16 protein-coding genes and 1 pseudogene are annotated in these 24,700 nt (G+C 47.3%); 13 read left to right on the top strand and 4 right to left on the bottom strand.

Annotation, left to right across the window (positions count from 1 at the left end):
• The first annotated feature begins 59 nt into the window (after window positions 1-59).
• Window positions 60-2,312, top strand: coding sequence for an FG-GAP-like repeat-containing protein (locus ACYVD4_RS07385; RefSeq protein ID WP_460943963.1), 2,253 nt, complete (start codon window positions 60-62; stop codon window positions 2,310-2,312).
• A 437-nt stretch (window positions 2,313-2,749) separates the two neighbouring features.
• Here ACYVD4_RS07385 and ACYVD4_RS07380 read toward each other — a convergent pair whose 3' ends face one another.
• Window positions 2,750-3,094 (bottom strand): winged helix-turn-helix transcriptional regulator, encoded by a 345-nt coding sequence (locus ACYVD4_RS07380; RefSeq protein WP_460943961.1) that lies wholly within the window; start codon window positions 3,092-3,094, stop codon window positions 2,750-2,752.
• A gap of 152 nt (window positions 3,095-3,246) precedes the next feature.
• On the opposite strand from ACYVD4_RS07380, the pseudogene ACYVD4_RS07375 reads away from it, so the two are divergent.
• From ACYVD4_RS07375 to ACYVD4_RS07365, 3 genes and pseudogenes are all read left to right on the top strand, one after another.
• A pseudogene (locus tag ACYVD4_RS07375) lies at window positions 3,247-3,932 on the top strand (DsbA family oxidoreductase).
• Between the two features lie 144 nt (window positions 3,933-4,076).
• Window positions 4,077-4,466 carry a DoxX family protein gene (locus tag ACYVD4_RS07370; protein WP_460943959.1) on the top strand — a complete coding sequence of 130 codons (390 nt, stop codon included), beginning with the start codon at window positions 4,077-4,079 and terminating at the stop codon, window positions 4,464-4,466.
• A 29-nt stretch (window positions 4,467-4,495) separates the two neighbouring features.
• The gene (locus tag ACYVD4_RS07365; RefSeq protein WP_460943957.1) at window positions 4,496-5,191 is read left to right on the top strand and encodes an SDR family NAD(P)-dependent oxidoreductase; all 696 of its coding nucleotides are present in this window, start codon (window positions 4,496-4,498) and stop codon (window positions 5,189-5,191) included.
• A 252-nt stretch (window positions 5,192-5,443) separates the two neighbouring features.
• Here ACYVD4_RS07365 and ACYVD4_RS07360 read toward each other — a convergent pair whose 3' ends face one another.
• The gene (locus ACYVD4_RS07360) at window positions 5,444-5,644 is read right to left on the bottom strand and encodes a nuclear transport factor 2 family protein (RefSeq protein ID WP_460943955.1); all 201 of its coding nucleotides are present in this window, start codon (window positions 5,642-5,644) and stop codon (window positions 5,444-5,446) included.
• A gap of 38 nt (window positions 5,645-5,682) precedes the next feature.
• Window positions 5,683-6,144 (bottom strand): hypothetical protein, encoded by a 462-nt coding sequence (locus tag ACYVD4_RS07355; RefSeq protein ID WP_460943953.1) that lies wholly within the window; start codon window positions 6,142-6,144, stop codon window positions 5,683-5,685.
• A 388-nt stretch (window positions 6,145-6,532) separates the two neighbouring features.
• On the opposite strand from ACYVD4_RS07355, the gene ACYVD4_RS07350 reads away from it, so the two are divergent.
• Both ACYVD4_RS07350 and ACYVD4_RS07345 read left to right on the top strand, forming a co-directional pair.
• Window positions 6,533-6,670 carry a hypothetical protein gene (locus ACYVD4_RS07350; RefSeq protein WP_460943951.1) on the top strand — a complete coding sequence of 46 codons (138 nt, stop codon included), beginning with the start codon at window positions 6,533-6,535 and terminating at the stop codon, window positions 6,668-6,670.
• 41 nt (window positions 6,671-6,711) lie between these two features.
• Window positions 6,712-9,156, top strand: a complete 2,445-nt coding sequence (locus ACYVD4_RS07345; RefSeq protein ID WP_460943949.1) for an outer membrane beta-barrel protein — start codon at window positions 6,712-6,714, stop codon at window positions 9,154-9,156.
• A gap of 80 nt (window positions 9,157-9,236) precedes the next feature.
• Here ACYVD4_RS07345 and ACYVD4_RS07340 read toward each other — a convergent pair whose 3' ends face one another.
• Window positions 9,237-9,359: a hypothetical protein gene (locus ACYVD4_RS07340; protein ID WP_460943947.1), complete on the bottom strand. Its 123-nt coding sequence runs from the start codon at window positions 9,357-9,359 to the stop codon at window positions 9,237-9,239.
• Here ACYVD4_RS07340 and ACYVD4_RS07335 point away from each other — a divergent pair.
• The 7 genes from ACYVD4_RS07335 (at window position 9,358) to ACYVD4_RS07305 (ending at window position 24,574) form a co-directional block, all read left to right on the top strand.
• Window positions 9,358-12,747: a two-component regulator propeller domain-containing protein gene (locus ACYVD4_RS07335; RefSeq protein WP_460943945.1), complete on the top strand. Its 3,390-nt coding sequence runs from the start codon at window positions 9,358-9,360 to the stop codon at window positions 12,745-12,747. The two genes, ACYVD4_RS07340 and ACYVD4_RS07335, sit on opposite strands and share 2 nt — an antisense overlap.
• A 146-nt stretch (window positions 12,748-12,893) precedes the next feature.
• Window positions 12,894-14,966: an ATP-binding protein gene (locus tag ACYVD4_RS07330; protein ID WP_460943943.1), complete on the top strand. Its 2,073-nt coding sequence runs from the start codon at window positions 12,894-12,896 to the stop codon at window positions 14,964-14,966.
• Window positions 14,967-15,114: 148 nt separating this feature from the next.
• On the top strand, window positions 15,115-16,398 hold the full coding sequence (locus tag ACYVD4_RS07325) for an alpha/beta hydrolase-fold protein (RefSeq protein ID WP_460943941.1): 1,284 nt from the start codon (window positions 15,115-15,117) through the stop codon (window positions 16,396-16,398).
• 167 nt (window positions 16,399-16,565) lie between these two features.
• Entirely contained in the window at window positions 16,566-17,414 is an 849-nt protein-coding gene (locus ACYVD4_RS07320) for a hypothetical protein (RefSeq protein WP_460943938.1), read from the top strand.
• 90 nt (window positions 17,415-17,504) lie between these two features.
• The gene (locus ACYVD4_RS07315) at window positions 17,505-19,550 is read left to right on the top strand and encodes a M13 family metallopeptidase (protein ID WP_460943937.1); all 2,046 of its coding nucleotides are present in this window, start codon (window positions 17,505-17,507) and stop codon (window positions 19,548-19,550) included.
• Window positions 19,551-19,832: 282 nt separating this feature from the next.
• Window positions 19,833-22,484, top strand: coding sequence for an ATP-binding protein (locus ACYVD4_RS07310; protein ID WP_460943935.1), 2,652 nt, complete (start codon window positions 19,833-19,835; stop codon window positions 22,482-22,484).
• 134 nt (window positions 22,485-22,618) lie between these two features.
• A complete protein-coding gene (locus ACYVD4_RS07305; protein WP_460943933.1) occupies window positions 22,619-24,574 on the top strand; it encodes a response regulator in 1,956 nt (651 codons plus the stop codon).
• The last annotated feature ends 126 nt before the right edge of the window (window positions 24,575-24,700 follow it).

Here is a 24,700-nt window from a genome sequence, read left to right as displayed (position 1 = left end):
GGCAATCTTTTTTCTCTTTCATGTATAGAGCCTTCCATAACCTCAAGGGGTTTGCTGACATGAAAAATCGGTACCTGTTCTGTGTTCTTATAGGGTTGTTTAAAGGGCTGCTTTGCCAGGCTCAGGCACCAACCGTGACCTCCCTAAATCCGGCTCGTAATACCCGCTCGGCTTCAGCCACCACCAATATCGGTATTACCTTCAGCCAGCCCATGAGCAGCGGGTCTGCCACGCTGGGGGCAATGCGGGTCTTCAGCGCACAGCGCAGGGGGCAGTTCCGCAATGGAGCCGGGGGTACCACTACCGTCAGCGGAAACACGCTGACATTTAATCCCAGTGCCAGCTTCAATCCCGGCGAAACGATATGGACAACCATCACTCCCTCGGCTCAAAGTACAGGGGGCCTTGGACTGGCGCGAGCTCAGGTGTACCAGTTCACCACCCAGGTGGGCGGAAGTGGACGGGGAAACTTCATCGCCCCGGACGTAAACCCCAATCCCTCGGTGAGCGATGGCCCCCAGAGCGTGGTATTGGGCGATGTAGATGGGGATGGTGATCTGGACATGCTGACAGTCAATAGTAATAGCGACAATGTGAGTGTGCGGCTCAATAACGGATTGGGGAACTTTACCACCCCAGCTACCAACCCGAACCCCGCCGTGGGTGATGGCCCCCAAGATATGGTGTTGGGCGATGTAGATGGGGACGGGGATCTAGACCTGCTCACCGCTAATTATAACAGCGACAATGTGAGTATACGGCTCAACAACGGATCGGGGAGCTTTACCGCCCCAGCCACCAATCCAAACCCCGCCGTGGGCGATGCCCCCCAGAGCGTAGCACTGGGGGATGTAGATGGGGATGGTGATCTGGACCTGCTCACCGCTAATTATCGCAGCGCTAATGTGAGTGTGCGGCTCAACAACGGATCGGGGAACTTTACCGCCCCAACCACCAATCCTAATCCATCTGTGAGCGACGGCCCCCGGAGAGTTGTGCTGGGGGATGTAGATGGGGATGGGGATCTGGATCTGCTCACTGCTAATAGTAATAACAGCGATAATGTGAGTGTACGACTCAACAACGGATCGGGGAACTTTACCGCCCCAACCACCAACCCAAACCCCCCGGTGGGTGATTCTCCTTTTGGTATCGTTTTAGGAGATGTCGATGGGGACAGGGATTTGGACCTACTTACGGCCAATATTTATAGTAATTCAGTGAGTGTGCGACTCAACAATGGAACGGGTAGCTTCACCCCCCCGGCCACCAATCCCAACCCCGGTGTGGGTGTTACCCCCTCTTGTGTTACGCTGGGGGACGTGGATGGGGACGGCGATCTGGATTTTATAGCCTCCAATCAGAGTAGTAATTACGTGAGTGTACGGCTCAACAATGGGTCGGGGAACTTCACCCCCCCGGCCATTAATTTCAACCCCGGTGCGGGCACCATCCCTTCTGGTGTGGCGCTGGGGGATTTGGATGGTGATGGTGATTTGGACATGGTAGTCTCCAATTATGGGAGCGACAATGTGAGTGTGCGGCTCAATCAAGCGGCCCCGCCCACCATCACGGGGTTTTCGGCCAGTCCAAACCCCGTGATGGCGGGGCAGCCTGTTACCTTCACCGCCACAGTGGGCAACGTAACGGGCAGCTACGCCTACACACTCAGTAGTGGGGCGATCAGCTCGATTACCGGCACGAGCAGTACGAGCGCGTTTAGTCAGAGTTTGACCGCCAGCGGCTCGGGCAGGCAGGGCTTCCAACTGTGGGTGATCGGTAACCAACAGCTAAACACCGCTATTACCAGTCTGACGGTGGGCAGTGATACGCCCCCTGTTGCCACCCCCAATGCCAACCAGACGGCCCTGGTTGGCGTACCCTTTAGCTACACCGTTAATGCCTTTACCAGTGCCGATCCATCCAACAGTCTGACGTATTCGGCCAGCCTGGAGCCGGCCAACGGACTGAGTTTCGATCCCCTCACGCGGATTATTAGCGGGACACCACTGGGTGCTGTTGTGAGCAATGTGCGTATCACGGTCACCAATGTGGTTGGGTTAGAATCGACGACCAGCTTTATTATCAAGGCCCAGGCGGTGAGCACGCTGATCAGTGTCAAAACCGGCTACTGGGAAGACCCTACCACCTGGAATTTGAATCGGTTGCCTACGAAGTCCGATGCGGTGATTGTGGATGAGAGCCATACGGTGACCCTGCTGGGCACAGGGCAGGCCCAAACTCTGATCCAGCGCCCTAATGCCCGGCTAAAACTGGCCTCAAGCAGCACACGTCTCCTAATAGGGTTTTGATCCTGTCTGGGCTAAGCTCCGCCCTTGGCCCAGACAGGACTAACAGCTGAATTAGTGACGATCTTACGTGGACGAGCGAAGGGAAGCAATAATGATCTTAAGCCTACTGACCTTTGCTACCGTCATAACACTACCCAGCCTACTCAGCAGTTGCTATTTTCTTCGCCAGACTGGTAGGCAAGTAACAGTTGAAGCCTGTCTGTTGTTGCATATCTGCTAACAAACTGGTCGTTTCTATAACTACTCGGGGTATTTATTACAAACGGGCGAAAATTATCGGCTTCAAATCAGGGTTTTAGTTGGTACTTCTAGCTTATTTCATCTCAGGAAAAAGAGCCTTTTTTGAGAATGGACATAACGCACAGAGAGCTGTCTGATGATGGCTAGGCCAGTTCCAGTTCACTGTATTCACTACCTTCTACTTGGCTGGGTGATTGTTAGGCCGAAGCTCTCATGATATGCTCTCGGTGCTGTACGCCCCAGTTCTTCAAAGCCTCAATCACACTCCCCAGAGTTTCCGCATAAGGCAGCGTGGTATAGGTGATCAGAACCGGGTAGCCATCCTCAACAGTCCGTTTGATCAATCCATTTTCTTCCAAGTCTTTTAACTCCTTCGCCAGCACCTTCGTACTTAGGTCGGGAATACTGCGCTGTATTTCACGAAACCGATGATTGCCCACCCCGATGGACACTAAGATCAACAGTTTCCACTTGCCGTTCACTACTTCCAATGCATCTTTAATAGGTGTCAGAGCGGATAAACAATCCGTGTAATTAGCCATAGCTTTCTTAATTGATTACCTAAAGGTAACTGATTACCTTTAGGTAACTGATAACTTTTGGTTACCAAACGTAGCTACCTTTGTTAAGGAAAATAAACGGGCGACGCCTATCAATTAGCGCATGACACCCCCATATTTGTATCATCTTAATAATGAGCCTTTTAGCCGTTTGTCAGCCGTCAAGATCACACGTTTTTCAACACAAAAGCATATACAACATGAACGTAAAAATGAGAGTCGACATCTGGAGTGACATCATGTGTCCCTTTTGTTATATCGGCAAACGAGATTTCGAAACAGCACTTGCTGAATTTCCCACCAAGGACTCCGTGGAGGTTATCTGGCATAGCTTTCAGTTGAACCCCGATTTGACGTATCAACCCGATAAAAGCTCTTATGACTATGTCGCCGAATTGAAGGAGCAAACGCGGGAATGGTCCATTCAGGTTCGTAAGCCATTGGTGCAAACCGCCAAACAGGCGGGCCTGAATTACCGACTGGATCAGGCCAAGATCACCAATTCATTGGATGCCCATCGGCTCATTCAATTGGCCAAAAAGTATAACCTGACCAATGAACTGGAAGAGCGCTTTTTAGGGGCTTATTTCACCGAGGGGCCTTACTGAGCGATCACCAGACTTTACTCGCCTTGAGCACGGAGGTAGGACTGCAACCAGCGGAAGTAAAGCAGGTTTTACAATCCGATCTTTATAAAGACGACGTTCGTCAGGACGCCTGGCGGGTAAGACAAATGGGAGCCACTGGTGTGCCTTTCTTTATCGTCAATCAAACCCAGGCAGCGGTGCTCAACAACCCAACGTATTCGCTCAGGCACTAGCTACGGCCTATGCGCAATGGGTGCAGACTGAACGTAAGAAAATAGACATCATCGAAGGAGTGGTATGCACTCCGGACGGTGACTGTAAATAATATTCATGGACAGTAAATCAGACTCCTTACCAATTCCAAAAAACAATTCATCATGAATACCAGACAAGTAAAACTAATCTATTGGATGTCCACGCTATTTCTGGCCCTGATTGGCTTAGCGGGTATCTTCAATATCCTTATGATTGACCAGTTGGTCCAAGTCAACCGATCGCTGGGACTACCCGATTATTTCATGCCTTTTTTCGGTGTTGTTAAAGTGGTTGGCGCCATTACTATTCTGGTCCCTGCGCTTCGAGGCTTCCAGCAGGCAGCCTATTTCGGTTTTATCTTTTATTTTATTGGGGCAACCTACACCCTGATGGCCACCCATGGCGGCCCTGAAAAATGGGGCGTTTCCCTATTGATTCTTGCCGTTGCGGGTGTTTCGTATTGGACTTGGCAGCAACTGTTTCAGCCTAGAGCCAACCCCCAACTTTCGTAATTCTCACATCCAACTATCTTCTTTACGTTATGGCACAGACACTCGCCATTATCGGTGCTGGCCCTGGTGTCGGGCTGGCAATCGCTGAAAAATTTGGTTTGCACGGCTACAACGTAGCTCTCTTATCCAGAAATATCAAGAAGCTTGTCCCGCTCCAAAGCAAGCTGCAAGCCAAGGGCATTGAGGCAGGCATTTTCAAAGTCGACATTCTGGACCGGGATAGCCTTACTCAGGCGCTCAATCAAGTAATCGCTACCTATGGCTCTATCGATGTATTGGAGTTTAGCCCTTCGCCTGCCTGGGAAACCCTGCGGACCCCGCGAAACATTGATGTTGCTAATGAACAATATCATTTAGATTTTCAGGTTCTCTCGGCTATCACAGCTGTACAAACCGTATTTCCGCAAATGGTCAAGCGCAAAGCGGGTAGTATCCTGTTCACCACGGCGTCAGCCGCGCAGCGTCCTAACGTTGCTACGGCTAGTTTTGGCGTGGCGGCTGGGGCATTACTCAATTATGCACGCTTGCTACACGAGGATCTGGGTCAGGACAATATTTACGTGGGTATCGTATCGATTGGGGCCATTGTTGTCGGTGAGGGCATAGGCTCAAAAGGTGATTTCCCCGCTGATATGCCAACCATTCATGTGGACGAAGTGGCCCAAACACATTGGTATCTTCATACGAGACGGGAGGTAGTCGAGATCATTATTGGTGCGAACTAGCTCCCGCTTTCACGGCAAACGAGTAACTTGAAAATGATTATTTCGAGGTACTCATTGGTCTTTAAATAAGACGTGTGGTTCATAGGAAATGCTTTCTTGGTTGCTTGGCATTTCTCAAAACGCCCTATTTACGGACAGGAAAATCCACCTCGTCGGAGGGATTAGTGAGATTACAAATCTAACATCAAAAAGGCCGTATAGTACTATAGGGCCTTTTTTGATGCTTAACTATTGAATTAGAGGGTCACCTCTTCAATTAAAATTTCCCGTTGTTGTTTTCCAATCTGCTTTGGCTGGAATAGTTTCAATCGTGTCCCAGTGTTCAGCAATCTTACCATTCTCAACTCGGAAAAGATCATAAAACGAAGTCTCTTTTCCGCCAGATGTTCCTTCACTTAGCGCAAGTATGAAGTTACCTTCTCCTAATACGTAATGAATTTTGTCGTACTTCATTGTAATCCCTAGCTTAGCCATTGCTTCAATAGCAGAGCCTAAACCAGATAAGCCATCAGCGATTGCGGATTATACTGAATGTAGTTGTCGCCGTTGAAATAGCCAGTTAGTTTGTCCACACGACCATTGACTAAAATGCCATCCACAAAGGATTTCACTAACGTTTTATTGGCTTCGGTCTTGGTGGCATCTGTAGATTGTGTAGGGCCATCAATCATAGTACGACCGCCTGGATTAGCTTTTATAGGCTTCTCTTGGAGATTGCCCCAATGCTCAACGATCTGGCCGTTTTCAAAGCGGAACACATCAAAGCCAATCTTAGGGCCAAAGAAATTGTAATCCGTGTGAGCAAACACATACTCACCATCACCAAACACCCGTACGGTGTTAATCTTAGCCGAACCCTTTGGCAATTGCCGGAGCAGAACGCCGAAGCCAGCTAAACCATCGGCAGCACCCAAATTGTGCTGAATATATTTTGTCGGATCAATACAGGCCATCGGTCCAGCTTCTCCGGTTTCGATACTTTTTTAAAGGGCGACTACCTGATCTTTCTTGTTCATGGTTCCTATCTTTTTTGGGTAACTTAATTATCCAATCTATCTGATGATGGGTGTTGTAGCATCCGAACCGTTACTAAGTACCAAGGGGAATAAGGTAACTGATTCAGGTACGCCCTCGGCCATGATTGTTCTTATCTCGACTAACACATTTCCTGTCGGCTTTAATTTCTTCAAACTGGTATGAATACTAACTGAGAAATATCAGCATTTCGCTCTTCCAGTTCAGATTGTCCTAAACGAGATAGGCTTTGTCTCAAACGGGATAGGTGTTGCTTAGGCCTCCAGCCGACCTTTGATCCGTTCAAGATCAACTACCTATCCTCTCATGCAACACCCTGCTAAAGCACTTCTTACATCATTCATGCTGACTATTTTGGCCGTGACTTTCTGTCTGGCAATTCTGATTGCTCCAGCTTCCCTGATCCGAAATATAATATTACCTCAGATGGTTATTCTGGCCTAAATCAACTAGAAGTTTCTTCCACTCTTAATACCTTTCCACCAATGAAAACAAATTTACATGTCAACCTTTTTACGAGTTTATCCACCATCTGTCTGTGCTTCGTTTATTGTTTACCAACGGTTGCCCAAGCCGTTTTGTCTGGTGCGATTCGAACAGAAACCGGGCAGCCAATACCATTTGCCAGTCTGGCATTAATGAACGATCGTGATTCCAGTCTAGTGAAAGGAACCATCAGCCAGGAAAACGGCCATTATGAATTCGCCAATATTCGGCCGGGAAATTATCGGCTAACAGGTTCGGCGGTAGGATATGCATCGGTAAAATCGGGAGCTGTTCAGGTTGATACAAGTCCTGTTACCCTCCCTGATCTGACGTTACGTGAAACGGCCAAAACGCTGGGCGAGGTAACCGTCGCCACGAAAAAACCTTTATTCGAACAGCAAGTTGACCGACTCATTGTTAATGTACAAAACAGCATCGTCTCAGCCGGTGGCACTGCGCTTGACGTACTCGAACGATCACCGAGTATTACGGTCAATCGTCAGAATAATAGCCTGTCAATGAGTGGCAAAAATGGCATTCTGGTGATGATGAACGGTAAGCTTACACGGCTGCCCATTGCTACTGTCGTACAAATGCTGGAAGGTATGTCGGCGAATGACATTGACAAGATCGAACTTATTACTACGCCCCCTGCCCGCTACGATGCCGAAGGTGACGCCGGTATCATCAACATCATTACGAAGAAAAACCTCAGCTACGGCACTAACGGTACGTTGTCGGCAACACTCGGCTACGGTTATTACGAACGGCCAGCGGCTACGCTCAACCTCAATCATCGCCGTGAAAAGCTCAACCTGTACGGTACGTATTCCTATTCCCGCAATCGAAGCTGGGGCCTTCAGCGATTTGACCGAATTGTTCAACAGTCGAGCCAAACGCTATTTACCAACGCCGAGTCAGACCGGGTTCAGACCATAACCAATCAAACGGCCAAGCTGGGTTTTGATTATACGTTGAGTCCCCAAACAACGCTGAATGGGCTGGTTTCGGGTTTCCAGAATGAGTATGCGATAACCGACGTACCGAATAAAGCAACGACGTTTGTTAACAACGTATTGACCAAACAATCAAATCTGATCAACACGGAGCTGAGTCAGTGGCGGCACCTGTTGTTTAATCTGAATCTGCGCCATGTTTTCAAAAACAAGCAGGAATGGAGCATCGACCTGGATCGCCTATATTATCACAACGATGACCCGAACGCCTACGTCAGTACGAATCAGGATTTTATCACCGGAATTCAGCAAGAGGAACGTATCAGAATCAGTAAAAAAACACCCATTCAGATGTGGGTACTTAAAACGGATTTCTTAACGCCACTCCCCACCAAAGGACGCCTGGAAACTGGCTTGAAAGTTACGACTACCCGACTGGACAATACCGTTGCGCTGGATCGGCTGTCGGACGGATTGTGGCAACCCGATACGTTTTACAGTCAGCATTATCTGTTGGCCGAGAAAATTCTGGCGGGCTATGCCAGTCTGAACCAGCCTCTGAGTGCTAAAACAACGCTTCAGGCCGGGTTTCGCTACGAACACACGCACACCAACATTTACAAACCTGAGGGTCAGAATCTGGTCAACTGGCAGTATGGAAACTTGTTTCCCAGTGTATTTTTATCGCATAAACTGGCCAAGAATCATACAGCAAATCTTGCCTACAGCCGACGTATCACCCGACCTTCTTATAACGATATTGCTCCCTTTGTTAGCTTTATTGATCTGAGCACCTATTCGTCGGGGAATCCGCTTTTGCGACCAACCATTTCGGATGCCATTCAGGGTAGCTATACGTATAAAGACAGCTACGTCTTTACGGCCAAATACAGTTATGATCAGAACGTAATTGCTGGCTTTCAGCCACACGTCGATGCGAAGACCAACCAGATTTTCTATTACGCCGAAAATATTGATCGCCGTCAAACGCTCTCACTATCAGCCAGCCTTCCCTGGCAGATAACTCGCTGGTGGAAAAATCAGAACAATCTGACAGGTTACTGGCAAAACGTAACGACACAATATCAGGGTACACCCGTTAGTCAAACGGTGTGGAATGCTCAGCTTAATTCGTCGCACACCTTTACCCTACCAAACAAGTTTACAGCTGAGCTTACAGGGTTCTACGTTAGCCCCTCTACGTTCGGTTTATACGAGTCCAAGGCTTACGGTCAGCTAACGATAGGGGTGCAAAAAGTGCTTCCGAAAGATCAGGGAACACTTCGACTGTCCATGAGCGATATTTTCTGGACCAATATTGGGCGATACACGAGTACGATTCCTGCGCTCAACATCAATACGACCGTTACGTTCCGAAGCGAACCCCGCGTAATACGACTCACTTATAATCGCAGTTTTGGTAGTAAAACCGTTAAGGCGGCTAAAAACAGGTCTACCGGCTCTGAAGAAGAACGGACTCGTTTATAAATGATGATTTTTTGATGAAGACACATTGATTTTGCACAACCTCGTGCTAAACTTGATGATATGATCTGCCGAAAGACCATTTAACGTAAACGTAGAAGTAAATAGACTGATTTCTTCTTTTTCACACCTAAACTCATGAATCGACGCCCCAGCGGATGCTGCCCTAGCGGATGTTGCCGGTTGTTTACCGTTATCTTGTCCATGCTTGTTTTTGCTTTTGCACAAGGGCAACATCCGCTGGGGCAACAGCCTCTTCGGTTTGAGCATCTCGGTACTGCGCAGGGCTTATCGAATAATAGACTTTTTTGCATCTATAAAGATCGGGCCGGCTTTATGTGGTTTGGTACGGATGATGGCTTGAATCGCTACGACGGGTATACGTTCACGGTGTACAAACCCGACCCCGCTGACCCAAACAACCACATGGCTCACAACACAATCTGGGATATGGTGGAGTCGCAATCGGGTGAGATCTGGTTCGTTACGCCCGGTGGAGGTCTGCACCGACTCAACAAGCAAACGGGCCGTATCAACTATTTTCGAATAGGGCCGGATCGATCGGAGCGGTTTAAGCCGTACGACATCTGCTACACGATCATGGAAGACAAACAGGGGTTTCTCTGGATTGGCTCAGAAGGTGGACTGGCTCGCTTTGATACCCGTACCAAACAATATCGGTTCTATGACGTACCCGTTGCCAAGGGAGCCGACGACCGTGTGTGGTGTATTCAGGAAGATCGCTTTGGTACGTTGTGGGTGGGAACCTCGACCGGGCTATTCACGATGAATCGGCGCACGGGGGAGTTTAGTCCGTATTATTTTGGAGTTAACCCCGCCGAAAAGCAGCCTATCATCGAATCGATGTACCTCGGTGCTGATAATAGCCTATGGATTGCCGCTCAACAAAAAGGGCTTTATCGGTTGATGCCATCAAAAGGCTCATCATCTGGTCAGGGAGACGTAGTAATCAACTACGTACCAACCGGTCAGATGTACTTTAACAACCTGGAAATATTGCCACATGGCCTGGCGGAAGATGAACACCATAACCTGATGGTGGGAACATTTTTTGGGTTAATTCAGCTCAATCCCAAAAACGGCCAGTACGTTACATACCGTCAAGATCCGAACGTAGTGGGCTCGTTGAGCCATAACGCAGTCTGGGCATTGCTGGCCGACAATCGGGGCACATTCTGGATCGGCACAGTAAATGGCATCGACCGATATTCCACGCTAACGCCCCGGTTTGCCTTTTATCAACCTATTCCAGATCACAACGCTACGCCCCGATTCGAGAACTACATTTCCACGTTGTCAGCCGACCGACAGGGAAATATCTGGTTCAGCAACGCTAGTCAGCCTTACATTGAGGGCGTCTTTCGACTAAATATGACGGACCGTCAGGCTTACGTCAATTACACGTCGCAACTGCTAACACCTGATCTGCTGGCATCGAAAAAAAATGTGGCACATTCGCCCGCCGATAAGATTTCAGCTATCCATTGCGACCGCAGCGGACGGATCTGGATGGCTACCGCTTCGGGCCTCCAGACCATAAATGCGAAGGGTCAATTTCGACAATACCCTGCCGGCTTCCCCATTACCAGCATCGAAGAAGACAATCAAGGGAAGCTGTGGGTAGGTGGTCTGTCAAACATGGCTCGATTCGACCCGACCAATGGCCGGTATACGCTCTACCGAATCGATAAGGATAGCCCCATCGGAAAAGGCGGAGGTCAGGTCAATGATATACTGGTTAGCCGCTCTGGGGATGTCTGGGTAGCCGTTGGGGGCGTAGGTGCTTGTAAGCTAGATTTTCATACGGGCAGATTTATAAGCTACCATCCACAACATGCCGAGAATGAGAAAATTCTGTATAGCCGAGATGTGCCAGCGCTCTGCGAAACTCGCGACGGAGCCATCTGGGTATCGACTAATATTGGTGGAGTGTTCCGCATTGACCCGAAAAAAGCCGACATTTCTACTTTTACCATCCACAACGGCCTGCCCGACAATCATGTCGTTGCCCTCGTAACTGATCAGGCTGGGATGCTCTGGATGGCTACCGGTAAGGGATTATGTCGACTCGATCCCGTGACGCGCAAACTTCGGGTATTCGACAACCACGACGGACTACTAAGCCAGACGTTCACGGGCTCCTGTACCCGTACTTCCACGGGCGAACTGGCCTTCGGATCTACGAATGGGTTAGTCGTGTTTCGTCCGTCGGAAATGGGCGACAATCCCTACAAACCGCCCGTATACATCACGCAGGTCCGCGTGCGTGATTCGACCTGTCTGTTCCCTCCTTCGCCCCTGACGCTGGCTTATCGTGATAATGTCATCTCGTTCAACTTCGTGGGGCTTAACTACATAGCTTCGGAGAAGAACCGGTATGCATACCAGCTCGAAGGTGTGAATACTGAGTGGGTGTACAGTGGGTCCCAGCGCACAGCCACCTATTCATTTCTGGCACCAGGCGACTATGTTTTCCGGGTAAAAGCATCAAACAATGACGGAGTCTGGAACGAAACGGGAACCACGATGCGGCTGGTGATTCTGCCGCCCTGGTGGCGTACCTGGTGGGCGTATACGCTCTATATGCTACTGTCCATTCTTGGCGTTTGGGCACTGGTTCATTACCGGTCACAGCAGCTATTGCGAGCCAATCAACTGCTGGAACGTAAAGTAGCCCTGCGCACAGAGGAGGTGATTCACCAGAAGCAGGAAATTGAAACACAACGCAACCACCTAGCCGACGCACTGACCGAACTCAAAGACACGCAGGACCAGCTAATTCAGAGAGAAAAATTGGCTTCATTGGGTGAGCTGACCGCCGGTATTGCCCATGAGATTCAAAATCCCTTGAACTTCGTCAATAATTTTTCGGAAGTGTCTACCGATCTCATCGAAGAACTCAAGGATGGTCCTTTTCAGAAATTACCCGAGTCTGAAAAGGGCTATGCAGAGGAAATTCTCGGGGATTTGACTAGTAATCTTCACAAGATAAATCAACACGGAGAGCGGGCCAGTAGCATCGTTAAGGGTATGCTGGAGCACTCCCGTACCGAATCGGGCGAGCAACGACTGACTGATATCAATGCTCTGGCGAATGAATACGTCAAAATTGCGTATCATGGGCTACGCGCGAATAACAAAGAATTCAACTGCGAGTTGGTCACCGATTTTGATCCAGCCCTCGAGGCAATAAATGTATCTCCTCAGGAGATTGGCCGGGTGTTGCTCAATCTCTACAACAATGCATTCTACGCCATCTCCGAGCAGGCTAAACGATCTACTAATCCCGATTATACCCCTACGGTTGAAGTTCAAACACAGCAGCAGGTTGATCGATCAGGTCGCCGAGGGGTGACGATCATGGTTCGGGATAATGGTGTCGGCATGAGCGAATCGATTAAAGAGAAAGTTTTCCACCCTTTTTTCACCACCAAGCCAACAGGTGAAGGAACCGGCCTAGGCTTATCATTGAGTTATGACATTGTGACTAAAGGACATAGTGGAACCCTTACGGTGAAAAGCCAGCAAGGCGTAGGCACTGAATTTTTGATCTACTTGCCTGCCAGAAGCTGATTTCAGTCTGTTTAGTGGGCACTTATATGGTTTTTTGCTTAGATTCTCTCGTATCTCTTATGCTTCGTTTTTTACTTTGTTGCCTCTTAGCAAGTATATTTTTCTGGTTGTGTTTATGCCCTGCCTGGGCACAAGACACAACCCTAGTGCTTGATACGTCACGATTCAATTCAGTCCAGATAATTAACCTATCCCGGCTGAATGGCTGGGTATATGCGCCAGGTCATAACCCTAACTGGGCCAAACCAACTTTTAATGCAGGAAACTGGCGCAGGTTTAAACCAACCGACTTATCGATTAAAGACGCTGACAAAAACGGAAAAGTAGAAGGATGGTTTCGACTTAATATTCGGCTTGATTCAACCTGGAAAGACGTGCCATTAGGGTTGAGAAACGGTAGCTGGGCAGCGACAGATGTGTACATAGATGGTCAACTGGTGGCCTCCTTTGGCAATACGGGGGCTAATGGAAAACCGTACCACGATCATTATCCCATTTACCAACTTCCGAAAACTTTCCAGATGGCTACTGGATCGGTACATTTGATAGCTGTCCATTTAGTAGATTATGTATCTCCTTTTCCCCATTATCCTGGTCGAAAATTACAATCGGAAATAATATCGAATCCTGGATGGATTGTCCAGCTTACCGGTCCGCGATATCCACCCTTTGCAATGGATAATCAAAAAGAGACTATTAGCTATGTCGGCGTATGGTTGGGTACATGGCTATTAATGGCGATCTGTTTCTGGCTGTTATCCTGGCTCAATTTCCCTGAAAAACGCAGCTTACGATTATTGGCAATCGGTGGGACGTTTGCGGCAATTTCGAATCTAGGACGTCTTCTAATTTATTCTTCTTCCTCCTACCCTATTTTATTTGGAAAATTCACGTTTGTTGTCGGCCTGCCGCTTTGGCTTACGATCTGTTTTATACTGCTAACCTTGCTAAGTATTTTCGGCTATCGAGTTAGTCGCCGATGGTTGTCTTTATTGATCATTATTGCTATCGTCGGGGCTATGCTGGATGCGTACGTAGGCGATGACATGCTGATCTCAATTGCCAACTTTATTCAGCAAATAACCATTAGTTATCTGCTGATATCTTCCTGGAAACGCCTACACGGTGCCCAATGGGCCATTGTTATTGGGGCACTGGGAAGTATTCTGGCCAGTGCGATGTATGGAGTCTTCCTTTTTGCTAAAATACCATTCAACTTCAATATTTTATACACTGTTCTCTCACTTGCGCTTCCTATTTCATTCCTGATTTATATTGCGCTTCGCTTCAAGGAAATTTTAGCGGAAGTCCGGGCAAAAGCGGATGCAGTAGTCCAGGTTACCGAAGAAAAACAAGCGATTCTGGCGGCTCAGAATCAATTCCTCGAACAGCAAGTGGAAGCCCGAACTGACGAACTAAAGGCTTCTCAGGCTCAGCTCATTCAGAAAGAAAAACTAGCTAGTTTAGGCGAATTGACAGCGGGCATCGCTCATGAAATTCAGAATCCTCTAAACTTCGTTAACAACTTCTCCGAAGTGAGTACTGAACTGATTGATGAATTGAAGGAAGGCCCTTTTCTGAAACTGCCTGACAACGAAAAAGAGTACGCTGAAGAAATTATGAGCGATTTGACCAGCAATCTGAAAAAGATCAACCATCATGGTAGTCGAGCCAGCAGTATCGTCAAAGGCATGCTTGAACATTCACGTACCGAGTCAGGTGAGAAACGCCCCACCGACCTCAATACGCTTGCCGATGAGTACGTCAAGATTGCCTATCACGGTTTGCGAGCGAAGAATAAAGAATTCAACTGTGAATTAGTCAACGACTTTGATCCGACGGTAGAGCCGATAAACGTAGCACCTCAGGAAATTGGACGGGTGCTATTGAACCTCTATAACAACGCCTTTTATGCGGTTTCGGAGCGAGCCAAACAACGTAGTGATTTTGATTATAAGCCAACGGTTGAAGTTCGGACGCAACGGCTGGCAGATAACGTAGTGATTCAGGTACGGGACAATGGCACGGGCATTTCTGAACCGGTGAAAGCCAAGATTTTTCAACCCTTTTTTACCACCAAACCCACGGGCGAAGGAACAGGATTAGGTTTATCACTGAGTTATGACATTATCACGAAAGGGCATGGTGGAACCCTCACGGTGAAAAGCCAGCAGGGTACGGGAACTGAATTTGTAATCCACTTGCCTATCAGAAGTTAATCGAGTTAGGAATTCGAATTGGAGCTACAATAACTAATGTCTCAAATTGGATGATTTATGTCTCAAATGGGATAGCCTACTCTGTTTGTATTTGTTACTTTTGACCATCCAATCAGCCACCACAATGTAGAATCTGTTGCCTTCTATCATGGAAACACGTTCAACCTTCCTGTTTTTTTTCCTTCTTTCAATAGTTCCCCAACTGATTTCGGCGCAGCCGACCAATCAGATTGGCATTGGGCAAATTGAAACTATTCAATCGAAAATCCTCAAGGAGAAACGTAAAATCTGGGTACACATTCCGGATAGCTATCGGAATGGTACTTATGCCAAACAGCGTTACCCAGTGGTCTATCTGCTCGACGGTGACGCGCACTTTTCCTCTGTAGTCGGCATGATTGAACAATTAAGTACGGTGAACGGCAATGCTATTTGTCCTGAAATGATCGTCGTTGGCATTCCCAACACCAATCGAAGGCGAGACTTAACCCCAACACCAGGAGGGGGAATGGTGCCATCGCCCGCCGATAGCATCCAGCTCAAAACGTCCGGCGGGGGTGAAAAATTTACGGATTTTATTGAGCGAGAATTAATTCCTTACATTGATTCGGTATACCCAACCCAGCCTTATCGTGTATTTATCGGTCATTCGCTGGGTGGGCTAATGGTCATCAATACGCTTGTGCATCATTCTGGCTTATTCAATGCCTATATCGCTATCGACCCTAGCATGTGGTGGTCCAACCAAAAGCTGCTCAATGAAAGCAAACAAGTATTTGAGAACAAACAGTATGCAGGTAAATCGCTGTTTGTCGGTATTGCCAACACGCTGGAACCAGACATGGACACGCTGAAGGTGTTAACCGATACGGCTACAACCCACAATCATATCCGCTCGATTTTAAGCTTAAATCGACTGCTAAAAACCAATCCACAAAATGGACTACGGTATCAGGGAAAATACTATCCTGATGAAGATCACAGTTCGGTGCCGCTCATTAGCGAGTACGATGCGCTCCATTTTATTTTTGATCAGTATCGCTTTAAGATGACTAACAAAGACTATGACGAGAATAGCACCGAACTGGCTGGTCGATTAACTACTCATTTTGCGGCCGTATCTGATCGTCTGGGTTATCGAGTAAGCGCCCCCGAAGCCCTGGTTAATGAATTTGGTCACTATAGTTTGTCAGAGCAGAAATTCATCAAAGCCGAAAGTCTGTTCAAACTTAACGTAGCAAACTACCCAAACAGCTTCAATGCTTACGACTCTTACGGCGATTACTACGTAGCACGAAAAGACACAACTAACGCCATTGCCCAGTTTAAGAAAGCACTCTCGCTAAAAGACAACGCTGCCACACGGAAGAAATTAATGGCGTTAGAAACTAAGGCAGCACCTAAACCGTCGACCCATAAACCGAGCAAATAAAGCGCTCCACCTTTACGCTTCCAGTTTAATTCCTCCGCGATACGTATTGCGGTACCTGGGCGATCTATTGCTTAGACTGAACAGTACCGAACGTACTGAAACGCCCAAACCATGGGTCAAATCAATTTCTAGTCCTATTTTCTAACATACCTTCTCTTCTTATTCATATGAAAAATTACCTGCAATTACTGTTTATCAGCTTCGTACTGAGCACCTTCACAGCTTCGGCCCAGAAACCAGAATCCACCACAGCCGATCACTTTACCGCATTAGACAACAACACACGTAACACCAATCTTTCAAATAAACTGCCGGATTACGCGGATACGTATATACATGAGAGTTATGGAAAAGTGCTTAATCCGTCGACCAACAATCCGTTAGTCTTGCTGACGTCATCGACTCAAAAATACTGGCTTGATTATGAACATTATGATAAGTTTCAGATTCTCGAAACTGGTGGTGGAATCGCTAAAACGTATCAAGCTTCTATACGCTCTCAGTTAAGCTCGAATCAAGTTGGCGACATTGGTGGCATGGCTACTACGTCTCAGGAACATTTGGCCAGTGAACCACTTGGTTTTGTCAGACCTACCTCCACCAGACAGATAAGTGCGAATCAGCTAATACGATACGTTGGTGACTATGAATCAACTAACCTGTCTGCACGAATCGAGCTTCGGAACGGAAACTCACTTTACCTGATTGTGCCTGGACAAACTGATTATGAACTGGAATTCATAGACAATCACGTATTTTTCAATAAAGAACAGCCGAATTATTTTGCACATTTTGCGCTAAACCAGCAAGGTAACGTAGCAACGCTCTCCATCATCCAGTCCAACGGTGATTTCACACTTACCCGTATAACGACGAGTCGTTCACTACAGCCAAAAGCTGAACATAAAAAGTCGATCACGTACGTTACACCGAAATACCTGTTGAAGCCGCTACGTTGCAAACTTATTCAGATGTGTACGAAAGAGCCGATGGAGAGCAACGTATCATTAAGTTGATCGACAATCGATTGTATTATCCAAAGCAACCCATATTCGATTTTCTTCAGTAAATTGTCTGCCTAAAATTGCCTCCTAAAACCTTTTGTTATGCGCTTTCTTAACCAAACATTTGCCATTGGATTATCGCTACTGGCCAGCGTAGCCTGTCAGAAAAAAGCGCAGGAAGATGTTCCTGTACGAACCTCCTTCTTTGATAAATCAGGCATGGACACGACTGTTTTGCCCGGCAACGATTTTTATTCGTATGTCAATGGTACGTGGTTGAAGAAAACCAAAATCCCCGACGATCAAAGTTCCTGGGGGTCATTTGATCAACTCTACGAAAGCAATCAGCTGAAAACGAAAACCATTCTGGAAGAAGCGGCTAAAGCCAATTCAGAAGCGGGAAGTATCGAACAGAAGATTGGTGATTTTTACGCCAGTGGCATGGATACCAGCGCCATTGATAAGCGGGGTTTTGACCCTGTAAAAGCAGAGCTGGCAAAAATTGCTGCCCTCAAAGACTATAAACAGGTAATGACCTATCTGGCTGCCAATGAAGCCAATAGAGGAGGGAAATTTATTGGATTTTACGTAGGGGCCGATGATAGGCAAAGTACTATCAATCGAATGAACTTCTGGCAGGCAGGCTTGTCGTTACCCGAAAAAGATTACTATACACGTACCGATGAAGCCACTAAAAAAATCCGGGCTGCTTTCGTTACGTACGTAGCAAAGCTATTTACCTTAACGGGTGTCGATTCTACACTCGCCAAAACGAAGGCGCAGGCGATTCTGGCTTTCGAAACCAACCTGGCCAAATCGCACAAAGCGCCGGCTGACTTACGCGACCCGGTGGCCAATTACAACAAATTTGCTGTGGCTGACCTAACCAAGAAAATGCCATCGCTAGATTGGCGCCATCTGCTCGACGGCATGGGGCTGGCGAAAGTAGATACGGTGTTAGTGGGTCAGCCCAATTATTACCAGGCGCTGGATAAGTCGCTTCCCAATACGTCTATTGAACTGCTGAAAGATCGACTCACTTTCGATTGTCTGGACTATAATGCGACGCTACTCAGCAAAACGTTTGAACAGGCTCATTTCGATTTCCACAACAAAGCAATTCATGGGCAGCCAAAGATGACTGAACGCTGGAAACGGCTGGTCAATCGTGTCGACCGGTCGTTAGGCGAAGCGCTGGGGCAGTTGTGGGTTAAAAAATATTTTCCGGCCGAAGCCAAAGAACGAATGCTAACCTTAGTCGATAACCTCCAAAAAGTGTATCGGCAACGTATCGAAAAACTCGATTGGATGGCACCCGAAACGAAAAAAGTTGCCTTGACCAAACTTGATCGTTTCCTGAAGAAAATCGGCTACCCCGACAAATGGAAGGACTATTCGGACGTAGCAGTAAAACGTGACGATTATTACGGGAACGTACAACAGGCCCGTATGCATCAACACAGGGAAGATTTTGCCAAAATCAATCAACCTGTCGACCGTATGGAATGGGGTATGACGCCACCAACCGTTAATGCCTATGCCAATCCGACGAACAATGAAATCGTGTTTCCGGCCGGGATTCTGCAATTTCCGTTTTTTGACAAAGATGCCGACGATGCTATTAATTACGGAGCCATTGGGGTTGTGATCGGCCACGAAATGACGCACTTGTTTGACGATCAGGGTCGCCAGTACGACGCCAGCGGAAACCTGCGCGACTGGTGGACCAAACAAGACGCCGAACGATTCAATAAAAAGTCACAGGTCGTTGTAAACCAATTCAATACGTTTACTGTATTGGATAATCTGCACGTCAATGGCCGGCTGACATTGGGTGAAAATCTGGCTGATTTGGGCGGCATTACGTTGGCGTATCAGGCGTTCAAACTGACGAAGCAAGGCCAGGGCAGCGATAAGATCGATGGATTTACCCCCGATCAGCGGTTCTTTCTGGGACTTGCTCAAGTCTGGCGGAGTAAAGCACGCGATGAAGCGGTACGTGCCTGGATCACCACTGATCCTCACTCACCTGATAAATTTCGGGTAAATGGCCCATTAGCCAATTTCGAGCCGTTCTATCGAGCTTTCAACGTAAAGCCCGGACAAAAGCTCTATAAATCAGAAGTCGATCAGGCGAAAGTCTGGTAAGCGACGTACTAATCTCAAGTAACAAGTCAGGCGGTAGTTAATCTGGTCAGGGATTAACTACCGCTTTTTATGTCAAATGTGACGTACTGTCTCAAACGTTATAGCTTTTGTCCCAAACGGTATAGTCTTGCTACGTAGTGGATGCTTATTTTAGCGTGCCATAGGTGCGTTCGGTGATCGACTTTTTCTATCCACCCATAGGTTGCCCTTCCGTCTTTTTAAGCTGATAAAATGAAGATCTACACGATTGTATTTTTACTAGTTCTCACCTGCTTAAGCTGCTTGAAAGCTCAGCCAGTTAACAAGCTGTATTTAGCAAAAATTGATAGTCTTCAAGCGCTCATCGTTCAGCAGCCCAAAGATGATACGACTAAAGTGAAACGGCTACATTATTTAGCCCGTTTTTGCTTTTCCGACATGCAGTTCCAGCGAGGACTACTGGCAACCCTACAGGCGCGGCAGTTGGCCAACCAGTTACATTATGCTAAAGGCGATGCATTGTACTGGACCACACTGGACTATCTCAACGCTTATACACCGCATACGTATTCCTATTATTATTTTCTGTCCAGGTGGTCGTATAGAGACCGGAAGCAAACGGAAGAGGTTTTTCAACTTGGTGGAGCGATACCTGATTTCCGAAAGAATCCAAAAGCAAAGGCCCAAATGCTAACAGCTATCCATTACTATGAAACGCATCTGGATCGGGAAATTTTGGCCAATTTACTGCTTACCTACGTAGGCTACATTCCGCGGGAAGAACAGCCCCCATACCTCGAAAAAGCCATTCGTTTATTCAGGGAGAATAACCAGCCTGCTCTTCCCTTTTTTATTAAGAGACATGAAATGGTCCTTTTTGAAAAAGAAGGCAAAACAAAGGAAGCTAAAGAGACTGAAATTGAGGCCCGAACCATTCTGACCAACACAAAGGATAGCCGGGAGAAAGCCTTGATGTATTACTTCCTCGGCCAAATATATGCATCTCAGGGGCGAAGGGATTTAAGTTTTGAATTTGCTACTCAAGCCGATAAACTACTAGAAAAATTCGGTGAGAAAGATCTACGGATTGGCGCTCTGTATCGCCTGGGAATAATGGGCTATGATTTGAATTTGCATCGAAAGACCGTCGAGTACTTAAAAAAAGCGGTCGCCCTAGCGGCAGAAGATAAGAACAGGAATGCCGCTAGATTAGCTGATCATTATCTTCAGATTGCTTTCTCACTGATCAGCCTGAACGAATTTGAGGAAGCCAAGTACTATATCGAAAAATCTCGAAAAGTACCGCTCGATCAATACGATGGAAATTTCAAAAAAATTATGATCGCTCGCCATTATGATGCAACCGGGCAACTACTGATGGGGCAAGGTGACTATCAGGGAGCGTTGAAGAACTTTACGCAGGCACTATCCGCAGCAAATCAGACAACCGATTCGACCCGACTGGGTTCCTATATGACCTTATACATGGCTCAATGCTATCAGAAGCTGGGGCAACTCCAGGAAAGCATCAAGTATGGCAAGATGAGCTATGCCAAAGCCTCGCCACAATCAGGTCAGTACCGATCAGCCACGCTGTTGCTGGCCGATGTCTTCGAGGAAGCTGGCCAGCCATTAGAAGCCTATACGTATCTGAAAGAGTATCAAAAACTCCGAAAAGAGTCTGACCAGAAAGACGAAGCCAATTACATAGCAGACGTGGAAATCCGATCGGCCGTTGAAAAAGAGGAGCAGGAAAAAAATCAAATAAAGCAGGAAAAATTACTTCAGGCTCAACAGATACTGGCCATTGAAAAACAGCGGGAAATTGATGGATTAAAAGCCCAGGCTGCCAATCAATTGCTCCAGACCAGAGCCGAACAAGCTGAGCTGGATAAAGAACTCGAAAAAGAGCGACTGGAAGCCAGAGCGTTTCAAAACAAGCGTCAGCAGGACTATCAAATCTCGCTGTTAAATCTGGACATTGACAATCAACGCAAAATCAGGACAGGGCTGTTGGGAGGGCTGGCCCTGTTTGCCTTGTTTGTCCTTGTACTGGTTCGTCAAAACCGGATCAAGCAACGCTTCAACCAAACCTTGACGAAGCAGAAGGCAGAAATAGAACATAAACGTGATCAGTTAGACCATACCCTGACCGAACTCAAAACCACTCAGACCCAACTCATCCAAAAAGAAAAGCTGGCCAGTTTGGGAGAGCTGACCGCCGGTATCGCTCACGAGATTCAAAACCCGTTGAACTTCGTCAACAACTTCTCTGAAGTCTCTACTGAACTCATTGACGAACTCAAAGAAGGGCCATTTCAGAAACTGCCTGAGGAAGAAAAGGAATATGCCGAAGAAATTTTGAGCGATCTTACCAGCAACCTGAGAAAAATCAACCACCACGGCGGTCGGGCCAGCAGCATCGTCAAGGGCATGCTCGAACATTCCCGCACAGAATCAGGTGAGAAACGGCCCACCGACCTCAATGCTTTGACTGATGAATACCTCAAGATTGCTTACCACGGCCTGAGAGCGAAAGATAAGAGTTTCAATTGCACGTTAGTAACCGATTTTGCCCCAACACTGGAGCCAGTAGACGTAGCATCTCAGGAAATCGGCCGGGTATTGCTCAATCTCTTCAATAATGCATTTTATGCTATTTCGGCGCAGTCAAAGAAACGTAACGACTCTACTTTTCAGCCGACGGTTGAGGTTCGTACAAAACGTAAATCAGATCATGTAGTGATTCAGGTGCGAGATAATGGTGGGGGTATACCCGAACAGGTAAAAGCCAAGATTTTTCAACCCTTTTTCACCACCAAACCTACGGGCGAAGGCACAGGGTTGGGCCTTTCGCTCAGCTACGATATCATCACCAAGGGACATGGCGGAATCCTCTCGGTAGAAAGCACGGAAGGACCCGGTACGACCTTTATCATTCAACTACCAGCATAGCTGTCTCTATTACATAAACGGCCTGTTCATGAGCTAAACACCCAAAATTTTCGATGTTTCTTATGAAGGTATTGGCATACTGCTAAACTCGATTATTTTTGCTAACCCTCCCTAAATCATGAATTTACTCTTTAATGGCAACCAAAATTCTACTGGCCGATGACGAAACCGATCTGGAAGACCTGTTCCGCCAACAGTTTCGCCAACAAATACAAAATAAAACCTACGAATTTCTTTTTGCGAAAGATGGCCAAGAGGCACTAACCATCCTGGAACAACATCCCGATATCGCTGTTCTGCTTAGTGATATCAACATGCCCGGCGTTGACGGGTTGACTCTGCTCACCAAAGTGCCGCTGGTTAACCCTGTTCTGCGTACAATCATTGTCACGGCCTATGGCGATATGCCCAATATTCGGACGGCCATGAACGAGGGGGCTTTCGACTTTCTGACCAAGCCCATTAAGTTTACTGACCTCAAAAAAACGCTGGAAAAAGCTATTCACTCGGCCGCGCAACAACGCGAAATGATTGAATTAAAAGTCATGGACGAGATGAAAACGCGCTTTTTTGCCAACATCACCCATGAGCTTCGTACGCCACTTTCGCTGATTGTTTCTCCGGTAGATAACCTGCTTGAGACCGCCGAGCTTCCGCCTGCCCATCAATACCAGTTAGCCACCGTGCAACGTAACGCTCGTCAGTTACTACGGTTGTTCAATCAACTACTGGATATTAACAAGCTCGAAGCCAGGCAGATGGACCTGGTTAATGAAGTTGGTGATTTGTCTGAATTTGTACGCCAGATCGTTGATCTGTTCCGTCCTTCAACAGATATAAAACAACTATCCCTAACGTATCAGACAGACGTACCATCTGGGAAATACCTTTTCGATGCCGATAAATGGGAGAAAATTCTGTACAACCTGCTATCAAATGCCATTAAATTTACCGAAACAGGTGGTATTACGGTCAGCCTGACGAAAACCCCAACGACAGTTCAACTAGCCGTTAGCGATACCGGTATTGGCATTACTGCTGATAAACTACCTCATATTTTCAACCGCTTTTATCAGGCTAAACAGGCTCCGAATCGTAATCATGCCGGAACAGGCATCGGCTTGGCTTTGGTGAATGAGATGGTGCTACGTCTAGGAGGAACGATTCAGGTGTACCCTCAGGAAATCGGGCCAGGAACCCGCTTTTCAGTGGAAATTCCGGTGCAGCTAACAACACATGAACAGGAATACAGCCCAATCGAATCCCCGTCCCTCTCACATTACATCCCAGAACCTCCTTCTGCCTATGAGTCCGAACGTACTACGTTAGAAGAGGCACCCTTATTACTCATTGTCGAGGATAACTCCGAACTGCGTGAGTTTATGTCAATGGAATTAGTCACTACGTTCCGAATTCGCTCTGCGTCGAATGGATATGATGGCTACTTACTCGCTAAAGAGGAAATGCCCGACATCATCGTGACCGACTTGATGATGCCAAAAATGGATGGGTATGAACTAATTGAACAACTCCGGCTTGATCCGGAAACCGATCATATTCCCGTTGTGCTACTGACGGCAAGCCATAGCCCCAATGAACGGTTAAAAGGATTGAGTTCTGGGTTCGATGACTTCCTGACGAAACCATTCAGCATAAGTGAGTTGCGGTTACGTCTACGTAATATGCTGACGCGGCAGGACAAACTGCGGGAAACGTATCGCCGACAGCTTACTCAACCCAAGTCCAACCAGGAAACCGAGCCGCTGGAAACCGTTCAGGACCAGTTTCTGAGCCGATTGTATCAGTTATTAGAGGGGCGGCTCGATGATTCAGCGCTCAGCGTCGAGTGGCTGGCCGAAGAGTTAGCCATGAGTCGGCGAAAGCTACACCGTAAACTCCAGAGTCTATTACAGTTATCTCCTCACGACGTAATGCGCCAGTATCGACTCCGGCGGGCTGTTGATCTGTTACGTATAGGTTACAACGTATCAGAAACAGCGTATAGAGTTGGATTTGAGTCGCCTTCTTATTTTACCAAACTGTTTAAAGAATTCTACAATCAAACGCCTACAGATTATGTGCAACACTAAGGAAAACGCTGGTCTTTCTTTTCTTCGGGTTTTGGTCGAGGCTGTTGCTCGACGGAAATTAAGTCGTCGGTAGATGATATTCCTATCTGGGAAGCGCGTGATTCATTGAATCCACGACAAAAGTCT

This window comes from Spirosoma daeguense (genome assembly GCF_054776875.1).
This window is presented reverse-complemented; position numbering and strand designations above follow the sequence as displayed.

Coding starts and splice junctions, on each gene's coding strand:
- ACYVD4_RS07385 (WP_460943963.1), top strand. CDS start 60: ATGAAAAATCGGTACCTGTTCTGTGTTCTTATAGGGTTGTTTAAAGGG.
- ACYVD4_RS07380 (WP_460943961.1), bottom strand. CDS start 3,094: ATGGCTAATTACACGGATTGTTTATCCGCTCTGACACCTATTAAAGAT.
- ACYVD4_RS07370 (WP_460943959.1), top strand. CDS start 4,077: ATGAATACCAGACAAGTAAAACTAATCTATTGGATGTCCACGCTATTT.
- ACYVD4_RS07365 (WP_460943957.1), top strand. CDS start 4,496: ATGGCACAGACACTCGCCATTATCGGTGCTGGCCCTGGTGTCGGGCTG.
- ACYVD4_RS07360 (WP_460943955.1), bottom strand. CDS start 5,644: ATGAAGTACGACAAAATTCATTACGTATTAGGAGAAGGTAACTTCATA.
- ACYVD4_RS07355 (WP_460943953.1), bottom strand. CDS start 6,144: ATGGCCTGTATTGATCCGACAAAATATATTCAGCACAATTTGGGTGCT.
- ACYVD4_RS07350 (WP_460943951.1), top strand. CDS start 6,533: ATGCAACACCCTGCTAAAGCACTTCTTACATCATTCATGCTGACTATT.
- ACYVD4_RS07345 (WP_460943949.1), top strand. CDS start 6,712: ATGAAAACAAATTTACATGTCAACCTTTTTACGAGTTTATCCACCATC.
- ACYVD4_RS07335 (WP_460943945.1), top strand. CDS start 9,358: ATGCTTGTTTTTGCTTTTGCACAAGGGCAACATCCGCTGGGGCAACAG.
- ACYVD4_RS07340 (WP_460943947.1), bottom strand. CDS start 9,359: ATGGACAAGATAACGGTAAACAACCGGCAACATCCGCTAGGGCAGCAT.
- ACYVD4_RS07325 (WP_460943941.1), top strand. CDS start 15,115: ATGGAAACACGTTCAACCTTCCTGTTTTTTTTCCTTCTTTCAATAGTT.
- ACYVD4_RS07320 (WP_460943938.1), top strand. CDS start 16,566: ATGAAAAATTACCTGCAATTACTGTTTATCAGCTTCGTACTGAGCACC.
- ACYVD4_RS07315 (WP_460943937.1), top strand. CDS start 17,505: ATGCGCTTTCTTAACCAAACATTTGCCATTGGATTATCGCTACTGGCC.
- ACYVD4_RS07305 (WP_460943933.1), top strand. CDS start 22,619: ATGGCAACCAAAATTCTACTGGCCGATGACGAAACCGATCTGGAAGAC.